This is a genomic window from Paenibacillus sp. 79R4 (assembly GCF_013393165.1).
GTDB lineage: Bacteria > Bacillota > Bacilli > Paenibacillales > Paenibacillaceae > Fontibacillus.
Window position 1 is genome coordinate 221,370 of the sequence record NZ_QJOT01000005.1, and the last position, 15,436, is coordinate 236,805.

Annotated in this window: 11 protein-coding genes; all 11 read right to left on the reverse strand. The window is 47.6% G+C overall.

Going from position 1 to position 15,436, the window contains the following annotated elements; translation table 11 throughout:
* Nucleotides 1–3 precede the first annotated feature (3 nt).
* On the reverse strand, nucleotides 4–2,331 hold the full coding sequence (locus DMN77_RS08945; protein WP_179014494.1) for a glycoside hydrolase family 65 protein: 2,328 nt from the start codon (nucleotides 2,329–2,331) through the stop codon (nucleotides 4–6).
* Nucleotides 2,332–2,511: 180 nt separating this feature from the next.
* Nucleotides 2,512–3,522 carry a LacI family DNA-binding transcriptional regulator gene (locus DMN77_RS08950; protein WP_068780007.1) on the reverse strand — a complete coding sequence of 337 codons (1,011 nt, stop codon included), beginning with the start codon at nucleotides 3,520–3,522 and terminating at the stop codon, nucleotides 2,512–2,514.
* A gap of 126 nt (nucleotides 3,523–3,648) precedes the next feature.
* Entirely contained in the window at nucleotides 3,649–4,605 is a 957-nt protein-coding gene (locus DMN77_RS08955; RefSeq protein WP_068779788.1) for an alpha/beta fold hydrolase, read from the reverse strand.
* A gap of 323 nt (nucleotides 4,606–4,928) precedes the next feature.
* Nucleotides 4,929–5,348 carry a hypothetical protein gene (locus DMN77_RS08960; RefSeq protein ID WP_179014496.1) on the reverse strand — a complete coding sequence of 140 codons (420 nt, stop codon included), beginning with the start codon at nucleotides 5,346–5,348 and terminating at the stop codon, nucleotides 4,929–4,931.
* A 105-nt stretch (nucleotides 5,349–5,453) separates the two neighbouring features.
* Nucleotides 5,454–8,783, reverse strand: coding sequence for a sugar-binding protein (locus DMN77_RS08965; RefSeq protein ID WP_179014497.1), 3,330 nt, complete (start codon nucleotides 8,781–8,783; stop codon nucleotides 5,454–5,456).
* Nucleotides 8,784–8,854: 71 nt separating this feature from the next.
* Entirely contained in the window at nucleotides 8,855–9,703 is an 849-nt protein-coding gene (locus DMN77_RS08970) for a carbohydrate ABC transporter permease (RefSeq protein ID WP_229520970.1), read from the reverse strand.
* Nucleotides 9,704–9,721: 18 nt separating this feature from the next.
* Complete coding sequence (locus DMN77_RS08975; RefSeq protein ID WP_306294246.1) at nucleotides 9,722–10,591, reverse strand: carbohydrate ABC transporter permease; 870 nt, start codon at nucleotides 10,589–10,591, stop codon at nucleotides 9,722–9,724.
* 107 nt (nucleotides 10,592–10,698) lie between these two features.
* A complete protein-coding gene (locus DMN77_RS08980) occupies nucleotides 10,699–11,061 on the reverse strand; it encodes a type 2 periplasmic-binding domain-containing protein (protein ID WP_372775625.1) in 363 nt (120 codons plus the stop codon).
* A gap of 68 nt (nucleotides 11,062–11,129) precedes the next feature.
* Nucleotides 11,130–12,032, reverse strand: a complete 903-nt coding sequence (locus DMN77_RS08985) for an ABC transporter substrate-binding protein (protein ID WP_179014504.1) — start codon at nucleotides 12,030–12,032, stop codon at nucleotides 11,130–11,132.
* 104 nt (nucleotides 12,033–12,136) lie between these two features.
* Nucleotides 12,137–13,573 (reverse strand): helix-turn-helix domain-containing protein, encoded by a 1,437-nt coding sequence (locus tag DMN77_RS08990; protein ID WP_068779784.1) that lies wholly within the window; start codon nucleotides 13,571–13,573, stop codon nucleotides 12,137–12,139.
* Nucleotides 13,545–15,344, reverse strand: a complete 1,800-nt coding sequence (locus DMN77_RS08995; protein ID WP_068779783.1) for a sensor histidine kinase — start codon at nucleotides 15,342–15,344, stop codon at nucleotides 13,545–13,547. Before DMN77_RS08995 ends, DMN77_RS08990 begins: the two co-directional genes overlap by 29 nt.
* Nucleotides 15,345–15,436: the final 92 nt, after the last annotated feature.

Genomic DNA, 15,436 nt, shown 5'->3' on the forward strand with positions numbered 1-15,436 from the left:
TTATTAAAAAACAACATTACCTTGGACGACCTGCAGTTCCCCGTTAACAAACAATTGTACCGGCTCGCTTGCAGTGTTTGTGATCGAGATCTGCTGAGGTGTGATGCTGATCTCCAGCAGTTTGCCTTGCCAATGCAATGGGAAGCTTAACTTCTCCCAGTGCTCTGGAAGCTTAGGTGCCAAATGCAGCTGACCATCCAGCATTCTTATTCCGGCAAAGCCCATGACAACACATTCCCAGATTCCGCCGAGCGAGGCGGCATGGATACCGGCATCCGACGAATGAATCTTCGGCCCCAGATCAATCTCGGCCGCTCTCTTAAAGAGATGATAAGCGAGTTCCTTGTCGCCGAAGTCACTGGCCAGAATCGAATGAGTCGAGAGCGACAGCGATGAATCATGCAGCGTCTTCTCTTCGTAATATTCGTAATTCGCCAGCTTCACTTCAGGTGTGAATTTATTTTCCAGCAAGAAGAACAGCATCATAATGTCCGCTTGCTTCGAAATTTGCATGTTGCCAACCTGATCCAGGTTGTAGTCATTAAATATACTGCCCACTTTTTCCTGATCCTTGTAAGGCGTCAGATCAATTATTTCTTTTTGCAAATAAGTATCATCCTGAGGAATAATCAGTTGCTCGTTGGGCTGCGGCAGGTAGATCAAATCCAGCTTGCTCTCCCATACCTTCCGTGCTTCCTGCAAGTTCAGCAATTCATCATAATGCTTGAACAGTTCAGGCTGCTCCATCTCCAGCCTGCTGTAATACTGCAAAGCCAGTTCGATATTGAAATGAGCCATATAATTCGTAAAGGCGTTGTTGTCTACATGCTCTTTGTATTCATCCGGACCAACAACTTCGTTAATTTCATAACGTCCTTCCGCTTCGTCCCATTCCAGGCGGCTTGCCCAGAATATCGCCGTATCGAAGATCATCTCGTAGCCGTAACGCTCCATGAAGTCTTCATCTCCGGTAGCCCGGTAGTAATGCCATACGGCATAAACGATGTCGGATGTAATATGCTGTTCGATAAATCCGGACCAGATCTTTGTCTGCTCGCCTGTCACAATATCAACTGCGCCCCATACCGGCGTTACTTCACCATCGGAAGGCCATGCGGCTTCCCACGGATACATCGCTCCGGCATAACCGTTTTCCTTCGCTTTGCGGCGTGCGCCTTCGAGGCCCAGATAACGGTATTCCAACAGCGAGCGTGCTGTTTTCGGATTGCTGTAAATATAGAAAGGCAGGATGAAAATTTCTGTATCCCAGAAGGAGTGGCCTTTGTAGCCTTCGCCGCTAAGACCTTTCGCCCCAATACCCATTCTCCGATCATGCGCCGGAGTCATAACTACGAGATGATACAGAGCAAAACGCAGTGCCAATAGATCAAAGGAATTCTTAGATACGATGTTGATTCCGTATTCATTCCATACCTTCGCCCAAGCGGCAGTATGATCCTGGAACAGTACATCATATCCTGCGGCATATACGCTCTTCAAGTCGCTAAGAGCATGCTCTCTCATCGCCGGCAAGCTGTAGTCTTGTGCGTAGGCTTGGTCGCGGCTTGTATGAACCGTTGCTACCTTCTCGAAGCTGAGGTTTTGTCCTTCCTGAAGCTCCACGCTGTATGCGACTGCCACTTTGCGGCGGTCGATCTCCATTGCCGGGCTGATCTCGATCTCTTGGCCATCCAATTTTAAGCGATGTGCAGCTCCGATGACAAAATCAACCTTGGATTCCGTCGTCGTCTGAATCAGCTCCAGATACTTCTTATCATAAATCCGTTTCTCACCTTCATGGAAATGCTGGCTTCCGCTATTGCTCACCTGTGCATTGATCCCTGATGCGATCGACAATTTAACCGGACCGTTCAATGATTTGATCTCCAGCTTCATTCCGATCAGATGCAAGCGATTCAGGGATACGAATCTGTGGAAAGTAAATTCCAGCTTCTTGCCCTCGGCATTGGTCCAGATGAAGGTACGAACCAGCTCCGCCTCACGCAAATTCAAGCTGCGGCTGTACTCCGTTACTTCTCCTTGCTCCAATGTGAATCTCTTGCCGTCAACTCGGATATCCAGACCGGTAACATCGGCCGCATTCGGCAGTTCACTCACTTCAAATTCATCAAAACGGTTAAAGGTGCCGTTCACGAACAAATTGCGCTTCTCTCCAACATAGGATTCTTCAGCAGCGGAACGAAGTCCCATATAGCCGTTGCCTAAAGCCATTACAGCTTCGCACTTTCCGAGCGCAAGAGTCTGGAAGTTCTCCTCCGATACTACCCAATCCGACGCTCCGTCCGGCAGTTTCTTGTTGTAATTTAGCATGGCTTAAATTTCCTTTCTACTCCTGATTCAATATCTTTAATTTTCTGCAAAAAATCCACATTATTCTGTAAGCGTTACCGAAATCGTTTTCGAACTTGAAAAAAAATTCGATCCCGATTCCGAAAACTTTTACACCTGTTAAACTTTTTGCAAAGGTTTTCGAAAACGTTTTCGAACTTATTATAAAGTCTTTATGGATTCTCTGTCAACTATTTTGAAGGGAAGAATTTTGTGATAGCCCGGCAAGCTATTCTCTAGCATCTTTACTACCAGCTCCAATGCGGCAAAACCGATGCCGGCAAAGTCCTGGCTAATCGTCGATAGCTTGGGGGTCGTATAGCTGGAGAGCACGATATCATCGAAGCCCATAATCGAAATATCCTCTGGAATGCGCAGTCCAATCTCTTTGCAGCGATTGATCATCCCGATTGCCATCAGATCACTGGCTACGAATACCGCTGTTAATTGCGGGTTGTTATTAATATATTCTTCCGTCAGCTGGTAAGCCTTCTCTTCGCTGAAGTCAGCCTCGATCACACGCGAATCAATAAACGGGAGTCCTGCGCCTTCCAATGCCTCACGATATCCCTGCTCGCGCTGTATACTAACCGTTGCATATTTATGCCCATTCACCAGACCAATCTCGCGATGCCCTTTGCTGATCAGGTATTGTACAGCCCGCCTTGACGCCAGCAGATTGTCCGTGATGACGGAGCCCGTATGCGGCCCTACTGTATGAGCATCGACGACGGTACAAGGAATATCGCTCTTGACCAGTTCTTCAAAATACGGGTCCGTCGTCCGCAGACCTGAAATGACGACCCCGGCTATTTTGTGATCCTTGCAGAATTGCCAATAGGAACGATCCTGCTGCTCTGAAAGGCTGCGGGTATAGATGACGACCTCATACCCGTATTGAGTAGCGGCGGCATACACTCCGCTCATAATCTGGAACATAACGCCGTCCTTACCGCTGGTCTGCTCGAAATTGGATATGATCAGTGCGATTGTCTTCGTGACTTTATGCTTGAGATTTTTCGCCAACATGTTGGGAGAATAGTTCAGCTCCTGCGCTGCTTTGAGAATCCTCTGCCTGGTTGTTTCACTTACATCGCTGTACCCGTTCAAGGTCTTGGAGACCGCCGAGATGGAAACATTAGCATGCTTGGCTACATCTTTAATAGATACCATGTTTTCTGCAATCCCATCCTTATTCAATTTTCATCACTTTCCTGTTTCATTTTCATTATAGCATATAGGTCAAAAGCAGGAAAAAGCCTGCAAAGCTGAATGTTCAACTTTACAAGCTTCATGGCTTTACTCCAGAAAAAACTGCATTGTTCGATCCGACGACTCCGGCAAATACTCATGTTTGAAGTCGGGATAAATAACAAGTCTCTTCTTCGTGCTCATCTTATTGTAGGCTGCAAATTGAGTGGATGGCGGGCAGATGGTATCTATTAACCCCACGCTCATCAATACCTCACCTTTTATACGTTCAGCCAGGAATTGAATATCTATATAGCCGAGCTTCTCAAATACTTCGTGCTCACGTTCATGCAGTGTATCATAATAGCGGAAATACGTTCGCAGTTCACCGTAAGCTTCCTGATCCAGATCCATGTCCCAGGTCCGCTTGTAATCACTAAGAAACGGGTAGATCGGCGCTAGCTTCTTCACCCTTGGCTCCAAAGCAGCGCATGCTATCGTAAGTCCGCCCCCCTGAGATCCGCCCGCTGCGTAAACCCGATCCGGGTCAACTTCAGGCAGCTTCATCGCTATCCCAGCAAGCTGTGCTGTGTCCAAAAAAATGTGGCGGAATAGCAGCTCATCCGGATGATCCTCCAAACCGCGGATAATATGTCCATGATGCGTATTCCCCTTCACCCTGCCAACATCCTCAGAGCTTCCCCCTTGACCGCGGCAATCCATGGCAAGTACAGAGAAACCTATCGAAGCATAAGCCAGCTTATCGCTCCAATCTCCGGCATGGCCAGAATAGCCATGGAACATGACTACCGCAGGATGAGGCTCTTTTGCTTGCTTAGGCCGCACATACTTCGCGTGAATTCTCGCTCCCTTCACACCAGTGAAATAAAGGTCAAAGCATTCTGCATTCGGTACTTGAAATCTGCTAGGTACAATCTCAATTTGCGGATCCACCGCACGCATCGCCGCCAAGGCTCGCTCCCAGTATTCATCAAAATCTGCCGGACGTGGATTGGTTCCTTGATAGGTTTTTAATTGCTCCAGTGGCATATCGATCATTGGCATATCTATTCTCCTCTTCCTACTAATCTTACGATATCAGTCACAGCATCGGCTTGCCCGATAAGGCTGTAAAGCCGACGGTCCACATGCCAACGACGAACCTCCCGTTCCCAGAATGACCGGTAACGGGAGATTTGAATTCTTTCTTTCGATCATGGTGTTTCGTCAATCGTAGAATCGAATTCCGGTCTGGCATAAGTCACTTGATCTGGTAACTTCCCTTCAGGTCGGCACCCATAACTTGTGCCGACAATACCGGGCTCTCATCTGTGCGGGCTACAAGGTTGCCCTATTGAATAGCGACCTCTGCTTTCGTTACAGTCAGTTTACCCTTTGCTTCTGTTCCCGTAGTAGGTCTCTTCATTTCCTTCATAAATCGCCTTAACTTCAATTAATCGGCTATCCGTCTCATCGGTTGTGCCGATTTCGATCGTGCATGGCAATGAATCTTTTCCATTTGCATCCGTCATCGCCGTCCCCACTGGAAGGCCATTTACTTCGAATTCGACCTGTCCACCGATCACCGATTGACCGTTCACATCCATCAGTTTGGCTTCCAACTGGACTTCATTGCCATATGCTCCCGAATTGTCTCTTACTTCGACATTCGTGCTATGAAACAACTGGAACGAAACGGTTTCACTCATAAGTTGACCGTAAGCGTTCTCGGCCCAGACGCTAAACGAATGATTTCCTTTCTCCGTCACGGCTGCTCCCGTTGTCCACGCTTCTCCATCCAGCTCCATCCGTGTAATCTTCCATTTTCCCGATTCATCTAGAAGGCGAACGGCAGGTGTCACTTCATCTGTATAGACTTGCCTTCCGCGATGGCTTCGATCTGGATCAAAGGCTTAAGGGCATATCCACTGCATGGAACGGAACAAACTCGGCCGCTTCTCGGTACCGATTCCGCCTCCCCATTCGATCCAGCCTCTTCTCCCCTTGCCGTCATTCTCATTCACAAGCAACGAGAAGCTCATCACATCTCCGTTTTTAGGCTGAATTGGCGTTAGCTCCGACCATGGAATCGCAAGCTTATAGATCGTTAGCTTTTGTCCTTCATCCCTTGTTACCGCTGCATCAGCATTGTGCACGAGGCCTGCCGGCAATCCTTCCATCGCCGTCCAGCGATAAACTTGCGGACCATGAGGGGAATCTGAAATGCCATATTCATACCAGCCCCCGCTCTCGCCCGAGATTCCTGGAGACAAGGCAAACTGAATGCTGTCATTATTCCAAATCTCAGCTCCAGAAGCTGCTGCCGCATGGACATTGTCCTTAATTTTTGCAGTAAGGTACAAATGATCCTGATCATAGTGAATCCAGGCTTCCCCGCTCACATCAATTGTGCCGCTATGACCGGAAAGTAGAACTGGCTTGCCCTGTGACAAATCGATTGTAGGCGCTAAAGCTTCGATTTCCGATTCGATGTGGTCATTAATCGCAATCGTCCCCCGGGTAACCGGATTAAAACTGAAATTTCCGTCATACACATATGGCTCCTGCTCTGCAAACTCGACGCGGATCGATGCAGACAGGTCCTCTCCTAGCGCGACCCTGCTGAGCGGAATGCTGAATTGCTGCTTACTGCCCGACTGTACGATCATATTGACATGCTCTTGACCGGACTGTTCTCCTACCCGCCAGGTTACACGGCTAACAGTAAGATCTGTAGCTTGCCTGAAGTTTTCCACATCTACATTTAGCATTTGACTGTATTGCCCATCATTTTGCTGCATCGCGGGTCTGACTGTAACCTTTTGCGGCACTCCGGTTAAGACCTCATGCTGCAGCTTGCCTATCCTGTTGCCTGCTTCATCCAACAAATGAATCGATACCGCGCGGAAACCTTCCCGTATTTCATCCACGGTTAGAGAGAGCACTTCCGGCTGCCCCTGCTCAGCTACAATCGAATAGCTGTTCCCCTCCATCTTCGCGGATAAAGCAAGCTGAGGAAGACTATCATTTTTCACCGTTACCGTGAACGTATGCGGGTCGCCTATTGCCGTTTGCTCTCCGGCAACTGCAAAAGTGTTATCTTTCACAATTCGAGTGATATTTCCTTTAATGTAAAAAGGTTCGCCGGTTATCGTCATATAGATCTTGCCGTTATGCGGGGTGTAAATTTCCGTGTTACCCATAAAGTCTGTAATTTCCAAGTTGCTCTCCGTTTTAATTACAGCTTGCACTTCACTCTGCGCCCAGACGACTCTGAGAGCTTCGCCGCCTTTCGTAAACAAATTACTTTTAATCGGGTAACCGAATTGCTCTGACTCCTCGAAGGTCGCGCCAGCAAGCTGTCTGCTCATTGCCGCATAGCTCACATAAGCTGGCTTCGGTGTATAAGCTCCCATCGGGTCATCCTTATACCGGACTAAACCGAAATTATCTTCATTGTAATCTGCTCTAATCCCATCGTTCATAAAATCATACCAGGACATTCGCTCTACTCCGAGGCCCAATCCCGTCACAAAGCCACGAGGTAAATAATTAGCCTGTGTCTTCTCATCGACGCCTTTAGCGGATTGGTGAGTTGGCGAACCAAATTCCGTTACCCATATCGGTACAAGCTTGCCATCATTGTATTGCTTAATTAAGGTTTTCAGGCCTTCCAATTTAACGAATACATTATCAGGATCATTCGGGTCCATATAGTTTTGAATGGACACGGCATCCAGGTATTTCAAACCAGCGTTTTTGTCCTCACCCTCACCTACGCCTTTTAGTACCCCTTCAATCCAGTCCAAGTCGATGCCACCTGAGACGATTCCGACTACCGGCACATCCGGATAGGCGGGTTTTACCCGATTATAGGTCTCCTTCAGCAGCTTGAAATAATAATCTGGCTGCGAATTAGCAGGACTATTGCCCCTTTTGCCGAATCCACCATTAAATTCATTGTAGACGTTAAAACCGATAAGCTGATCCTTGTACTTCTCCACGTAAGCCTTGGCATATTCAGCAAGTCCCTTTCTCCCCGCATCCGTGTAAGGTGTGCCGTTATTATCATAAAATGGGTTATTGAATGCCGCTACAAAGAGCAGCTTAAGATCATTCTCCGCAAGCTTCTGCATATAGTCATCTGGTGAAGGAGCAAAAGTATAGACTCCTTTTTGCTTCTCTATACTGCTCCATTCCACACCATCCCGGACGAAGGACGCGCCCATATAGCGGACCAGCTTGCTCAGTTCTTTGCTCCATCCGAAAGCCGTCCGGTTCAAATGCGTGCTGACACCAAACGGCGACTCGCCATTGCCCGGCGGCAAAGCCGAAGATATGGTCGCATAGGATGTTCGTCGGACCAGAGGTCTACTGCCTGGCTGTTCAGCAGAGACTTCAAGAGTAAAGTAACCCAGCTTGCTGAAAGGTACCGTTATGCGGGCTTCCCCTGCGTTCGTAGCCTTACTTCCCGAAGCAACCTGCGCACCATAAATATCATATGCGACCCAATTTACTGCCGGCCTGCTTGTTCTTATAACAAAATCGTTTGGTTCATGATCCAGAAATATATTGCCAAGTGCTGTTTGCTGAATTTTCAAATCCGGCAGCCAGTCTCCGATTTGAGCCGTCATCTGGTCTACCAGTAAAGTCGCCGTTAATGAAGTATTCTTAATATCAAAACGATCAAAAAGTATCGTTATAGCCATTGCTGGTTTTTGCCATACCCCGTCATTGGCGCCGTTCCAGTAAGTAAATGATTTTGATCCCATTTCACTGACAGCCACCTGCTGCCAATCCGCTGTATTTTGCAATTCAATCCGCTGCTGGAACGTCTGCCCTGTCGAATCTGTCGTTCGTATGCGCAATGATTTCAGATCCGAGGTCTTAACCCAGAATTTCAATTGTTCAATGTCTAGCTCATCCACTTCTTTTTTTATAGAAGCATATGGTGAACCCGTGGGCCTTTGACTGAAATCTGCTTTTATTTGTCCCATATAGTTTCCTGCATAGCTCTCGGCTGATTCGACTACATTGAAGCTCCCTTTTACTTCAGGTGCATCACCGTAAGCAAAGAGCCAGTTATCACTCTCTTGTTCAAAGTCACTGATTAAGTAGTTAAGATCATCTGCTGCAAAAGCCATTTTTCCCGCCATCTCCTCCGAAAAAGCCTGGACAGGACCGTTGAGCAAAGACATTTGGGTCACTAAAAGCAATACGATAACGAACGATATCCTCTTCATATAGATGAAACTCCTCCTCTATTTCATATTTTTCATAATAGGTCTGAGTAATTGAGTTCATCAGCAGCTGTTCATCCTTTGACGGCAGAGCTTGCAAAACCTTGAATAATATACTTTTGACCGAGGAAGAAGACGATTAATAGTGGTACGACTCCCGCTGTAGCGGCGGCCATCATCAGATTGTAATCCACACCGGCTTCCAGCATGAAGTTCTGCATACCGAGCGGAACCGTATAAAGTTTCTTATCTAGCAAAAATATCAGCGCGTTCTCATAATCGTTCCAGGTCCAGGTGAAATCAATAATAGCGAAGGTCGCCAGCACCGGTTTGGAGAGCGGCAGGAATAATTGAAAGAAAATCCGGAAGTGACCGGCTCCATCGATGAAAGCCGCTTCAGAAATCTCATGCGGAATGCTCATGAAAAATTGCCGGATCATGAAAACGCCGAACACGGTGAACAAACCTGGAAGAATAAGCGCCCAATGGGTATTGTAAATTTTCATCCAATCAAACATAATAAATTTCGGTACAAAAAGGACTTGCGGCGGTATCATCATCAAACATAGATAGAGCAAAAAGATGCTGTCCCTTCCCTTAAACGGAATACGGCTAAAGCCATAGGCTGCAAAAGCAGCCAGCAAAGGTGCACCAATTAGCAAAATCAAAGATATCTTCAGGGAATTGAAATAAAAAAGGGCAAATCCGTCTCCGGTCATCCATACCTTGAAGTGGTTGGTCCATACAGGATCGAGCGGGACCCACTGAATTGGATAAGTGAAGACATCCTTTGGCTTCTTGAACGAGGTGCTGATCATCCAGATCATTGGCGATAGCAGCAGCAAACTGGCCAATGCCATGATGATCGTATTGAAGCTCTTAAGCAACCGTTCTCTGATCATTCTCTTACTTCTCGTATCCATAGCGCGTCTTCTCCTCTGTTAATAATGGACCCATTTTTTCTGACCAACCCACTGAATCAGCGTAATACAAAGGATGATCAGGAACATGGTCCACGAGACTGCCGACGCATAGCCCATCTCATAAAAGTTGAAGGCTTTTTTATAGGCGAAAATAGAGAACACCGTTGTACTATTGCCTGGTCCTCCTTGGGTAATCGCATAGATCATGCCAAAACTTTTGATGGAGCCGATAAAACCGGTGATCATCAAGAAAAAGGTCGTCGGACTTACCAATGGAAATATAATTAAGCGCAGCAGTTGCCCAAATGTTGCTCCATCCATCCTGGCAGCTTCCAGCTGTTCGGATGATAATTCTTGCAGGGCGGCCAAATAAATGATCATATTGTAGCCAATGCCGCCCGCAGTCATCATGATCAACACCGCGTACATTGCCGTATCCGGGGAAGCGAACCAAAGCGGAGGCTCGGATATGCCAATGGATCGAAGGAAAGCATTGACCGGACCATTAGTAGGCTGGAATAGCACCATCCAGACAAATGCAATAGCTATACCGCTGGTGAAATACGGAGCAAAAAAGAAAGCCCGCAATGTCTTCTGGAAATAGGTGCGATTATTGAGCATGACGGCAATCAAAAATCCAAGCATAATAGAAATCGGTACAGGGATTAACACCAGCAAGGTGTTCTTGACCGAGACAGCAAACAAATCATCTCTCACCATCATTCTGAAATTATCCAATCCAATAAAGCGCGGGGGTTGCCCGCTAGCGAATATCCAATCCGTAAACATTAAATAAAAGGAGAACAGGGCCGGAACGAGCATAAACACCGTCATTCCTATTAAATTAGGCGCGATAAACACATAGCCTACTAGCCTCTGCCGCTTCATCCAGCTCACGATCAGTCACCGCCTTTCTCTCTATTCATGTATCTTGCAGTTTGCGGCCACAGAGAGGTGCGGCATCAAATCTACCACCCCTCTCTATCCTGGCAGCGCTATTTAGATAGCGCTTTCAAATTCTCGTTATGCACCCGTGCTAATTCCTTCGCACCTTCCTCTGGCGTCAGCTTCTGGGTGAATACCTTATCATAGATGGCCTGCTGCTCGGTTCCTGTCTTCCGGTCAAGACGACTCAGGCCAAGCGGCAAATCCCCGAACATGACCCGCTTAATGGAGTCCAGGTCATAAGTATCCTCCACGCCCTTGAACATAAGGGCAACAGCCTCATCGACAGGAAAGTCCTTGGAGGATGGTACTCTTCCGCCTGCCGCCATCGGCAGCATGCCCTCATCCGCATACCATTTAATAAATTTCCAGGCAGCTTCCTGATGCTTGGTGCTAGGATTAATTGAAATCACATCGCCCAAGCCACCGGCGTTAATATAGTCCGCCTGATCCTTATTTACTTTGGGAGCCGGGGCAGCCGCTACTTTGTCCGCGGAAATTCTTGAATATTATTCGTCGTCCGAAAGATTTGGTTTGTAGAGAATAGCATCGCCGCTTCTCCCTTTACAAACATTTGGTCCAAAGCAGGTTTTGATGTGATCTGCTCCGTATGAGGCATCAAGCTCTTATCGGTAAACATCATGTCCGAATAAATCTGAAGCGTCTTGACCGTCATCGGGTTGTCAAAAGCGGAAGTTCCATCGGCCTTTGTCAGCTGCAAGCTTTGCTTCTGCAGGGAGCCGTTGATAGGCACATTGAAGTAATAATCACTTTGCGCCAATCCCCAGACATGGTCAGACTTGAGCTTGGCTGCATAATCTCTGAACTCATCCAGCCCCCACTCTGTCGGAATCGACAGCCCCTTGGCATCGAGCATATCCTTGTTCAGCCATACAAAAGACAAGCCTTTCTGGGTAGGCAGACCGTAATACTTGTCATCCACCTTCCATAGCGCAGCGCCTTCCCCCATTTTTGCGTCCACGTCATAGTCGGAGAATTGGCTCAGATCAAGGGCATTGCCCGCTTTAATCCGCTTTTCATAAAGGCTGTAGTCATAGTTCACGTACATGTCCACCGGCTGGCTAGAGATGAGCGCCGTATCCAGCTTCAGGTTACCCGCATCATCATTGACAAACCGCACATACTCTACCTGAATGTCCGGATTTTGCTTATTCCAGTTGTCTACAACCTCCTGAGGCCCATTCTCGGATGGTACCGCGCCCCACAAAGTAAGCTTAATCGGGTCACTATTAGCCGTACTTGCCCCAGGGGAAGTCGTTCCCTCCTTTTGATTGCTGTCCCCTTTTCCACCACAGCCAGCAAGTGCCAGCGGCAATGCTACAAGCAGCGCCAGCCCAGCAATCATCCATCTTCTGTTTCTCATCTTACCTGCAACCTCCCTTAAATCGGATGTTTGATTCACCCCAACTATACCAAGCTGCCCATGATCTCATAAGGGTTGAAACTTGCAGATGAATAGTACAAAACTTAGAAGTTATTCTCCCGCCTGAAGGAGCTGGGCGTTTGCCCAACCACGCGCTTGAATACCTTAATAAAATAGGCGTTATCCGAAAATCCCGTTTGATAGGCGATCTCCTCCACATTTAGCTTGGAATGCAACAGCAATCGCTTTGCCTGCTCAATTCGGATGTTTTGCAGATAGGCGATTGGCGTCAGTCCGGTCTTTTTGCCAAACACGGTGCTCAAATAATCTACGTTTATGGATACCAGCCTGGCTAAATCGGCGACCTTGATATTCTCTCTGAAATGCTCCAGCATATATTGAATCACCCGATTTACCTCCGGATGGTCTGTATAACTAATCTTTTCCTCCTTCATCTGGCGAATCTGCTTGTGTATTGCCTGTTGTATATAGATAAGCAGCGAATCATGGCTGGCGGCGGAGTTGACTTCCCCTCTGTCCTCCGATTTCCGTCCTGCCAGCATGGCAAGCATATGAAGGAGATGCGAAGCCAGCATTTTTACTTCCACATGAGAAAAAGCCGAGATTTCCATACTGCCCCACATCAGAGCTATAACCTCGGCGCATTTGTGTGCGTCGCGTTCTTCAAAGCAGCGGATCAGCTCAGCTTCCAGCTCTGCAATAGCAGGCAGCTCGTGCCGTACCTTTACCGCACCCGTCTTCCCCCCGTACCAGTCTGCATTCAATTGATTCAATGCTGAACGCCAATCCTGGGACAGCCCGGTTAAGCTGCTGCCGGTCACCATCCCTATGGAGCAATTCTGCTCCTCTCTGCTTACATGCTCTGTCCTCTTCGGAGAGCGCCAGCAGAAGAAAGTCGTCTGCCCCCTCTCATAGAAGGATTGAACCAGAAGATACTCCTCTGTCTGGATACTAGCCAGATCCTCATTAGCTGGAGCTGCTCCGCTCAACACAGTAAAAATATCCAGGGTTAAACTGCGGAATTTCTCCGTTGCCGCAATCGCCCCCACTTGATCATTGCCGTCAGATGCAGCTGTCCCACAAATGCCTGACCAGATGCGGTGATAATAAGGATACAGCGCCTCTCCAGCGATCGTAAATTCCTCAAGCAATTCTCTCTTGATCCGCGCCAGATTCTCCAACAGAACATCATCATTTAAGGACAACTTCAACAGATAGTTGAAAGCTCCATATTGAAGGGCATCCCGGGCATAATCAAAGTGGCTTAATGCCGTCAGCATAATAAATCGGCTGCGAATTCCCGCCTTCCTCGTTTCCTTCAATAATTCAATCCCGTCCATCCCCGGCATAGCAATATCCGCAATCACAACATCAGGCTTAAGCTTCAGAATAGCCGCCAAGGCTTCCTTGCCGTTCCCTGCCTCTCCTACAACGCTAAATCCATGGCGTGCCCAGTCCACCATATCCCGAATCGCCTCGCGGACAAACACCTCATCTTCCACCAGTAAAATCGTCCACATGCTCATTGCCTCCTTCCTGTGTATAAGGCGTAGCAATCAGCAAAGGCAGCCGGAGTCGAACCAGGGTCCCTTCCGCCCCAGTTATAAATTCCATAGAACCCTCCCGCTTAAAAAGCAATTGCAGCCTTTCTTTCAAATTGCTCAAACCGATGCCGTGGTCGCTTCGTCTTCCCGCCCTAAGCGCAGCTGCCTCCATGCCGATGCCATTATCCTCTACCTCAAGAACCAGATCATCTCGCTCTGCTCGAACCCTTACCCAGATCGTGCCGCAACCTCCGGCCCCATCAAAGCCATGAGCAATGGAATTCTCCACTAGAGGCTGAAGGCTTAGCTTGGGAACCAAAGCGTGCTCAACTGATTCATCCATTTCATATAAAATGGTGAAGTGGTCCCGAAAGCGAAAGGCTTGAATAGATTCATAGGAACGCAGCAGCTTTATTTCCTTATTCAGAGGGATCAGCTCGATTTCCGAGTTGAGACTTGCTTCCAGTATTAACCCTAAAGACGTACAGATGCCTGCGATTGCTTCCTGCTGCTCCCTTCTGGCAATCCATTTGACGGTATTCAAGGTATTCAACAGAAAATGCGGGTTCATTTGCGAGAGTAGCATCTGGAAGCGAACAGCCTGCTTCTGCCGTTCCTCCAGCTTGAGCTTATTTATAAGCGCCAGGACATCGTCAATCATTCGGTTGAAGCTTTCGCCAAGGAAGCGCACCTCATCTGCTGCTCCCCTGCCGATGGAAATTTTAACATTCAGCCTCTTGTCCGACGCTTCCTCCATACTCCGTTTCAGCACATTTAGCGGCTCTGTCATACGGGCGGACAAAATGATCGTTACCAACACGAAAGCGAAAACCAGTATGGTCAAGAATACAAAAACAATAAATCTTAATTGCCGAATCTCCTGCTGCACCTCGCTTAGCGGCATTTGGCTGACCACATACCAATCCAGATCCTCCAGATAGCTGTAATTGACCAAGGACAAGGAGGTTTTATCCTCATAGTGCCCTTCCTGTGCTTGCAAAGACATAATTCTATGCATCATATCCGTACTGAAAGCTGTTTTTTCGCTTTGCAGAATGGTCTCTCCTTGCCCGGTAAAAATGGTCAAATCCTGATTCACCGGGCTGTCTCTCAAGGTGCTGCGAAACCATTCCTGTATGTTTATGCTGATCCGGGCCAGCCCGAAGTTTCCTCTCAATGGGTCATCCAGAATAGTGTAAATACTCAATAGCTTGCTTCCCTGGCTGCCCCTTACATCGTTCAAATCATCCGCCACCCAGCGGTAGGGATGAGTGCTGGTTTGCAGCATACTCTGCCAACTCTGCAAATCGTCCAAATCATTAGTCAACTGACTATTGGGAGCATATGAGGTGTATACGTTGCCCTTAAGATCGATGAATCGAAAATACAGCTCCGTCTGATGGAAGAAAAAGCTGTTGTTGATTCCGGACATTTTGCTCTCGATCACTTTTTTTCGTTCAAGAGGATCATACTTGTCCGGCTCGTGCATAATCTGAACCAGACTCTCATCTTGACTCAGCATAATATTCGCCTTGTAAGCAAAAGCCATCATATCACTCAACGACATATGAACCTGCTGCATACGCTCAGACATCCGATCCATCATATCCTTCTGACGAATCGATTCAAAATGCTGGAACAAATAATAAATGGCAATACACAAAGGAATCATTAGAAGGACGATATAAGCCATGATAAGCCTGTGTTTCAAGGTGTTCGGAAGCAAATTACGCCAGTTAAGCATCATGCAGGAGCCCCCCCAAAACGTAGGTTAAATGTTCTTAAGGCACAAAAACAATGAAGGCAAACATACGGTTCAATCCAAAAGAATTGGCCGGT

Coding starts and splice junctions, on each gene's coding strand:
- DMN77_RS08945 (WP_179014494.1), bottom strand. CDS start 2,331: ATGCTAAATTACAACAAGAAACTGCCGGACGGAGCGTCGGATTGGGTA.
- DMN77_RS08950 (WP_068780007.1), bottom strand. CDS start 3,522: ATGGTATCTATTAAAGATGTAGCCAAGCATGCTAATGTTTCCATCTCG.
- DMN77_RS08955 (WP_068779788.1), bottom strand. CDS start 4,605: ATGCCAATGATCGATATGCCACTGGAGCAATTAAAAACCTATCAAGGA.
- DMN77_RS08960 (WP_179014496.1), bottom strand. CDS start 5,348: ATGGAGCTGGATGGAGAAGCGTGGACAACGGGAGCAGCCGTGACGGAG.
- DMN77_RS08965 (WP_179014497.1), bottom strand. CDS start 8,783: ATGAAGAGGATATCGTTCGTTATCGTATTGCTTTTAGTGACCCAAATG.
- DMN77_RS08970 (WP_229520970.1), bottom strand. CDS start 9,703: ATGGATACGAGAAGTAAGAGAATGATCAGAGAACGGTTGCTTAAGAGC.
- DMN77_RS08975 (WP_306294246.1), bottom strand. CDS start 10,591: ATGAAGCGGCAGAGGCTAGTAGGCTATGTGTTTATCGCGCCTAATTTA.
- DMN77_RS08985 (WP_179014504.1), bottom strand. CDS start 12,032: ATGAGAAACAGAAGATGGATGATTGCTGGGCTGGCGCTGCTTGTAGCA.
- DMN77_RS08990 (WP_068779784.1), bottom strand. CDS start 13,573: ATGTGGACGATTTTACTGGTGGAAGATGAGGTGTTTGTCCGCGAGGCG.
- DMN77_RS08995 (WP_068779783.1), bottom strand. CDS start 15,344: ATGATGCTTAACTGGCGTAATTTGCTTCCGAACACCTTGAAACACAGG.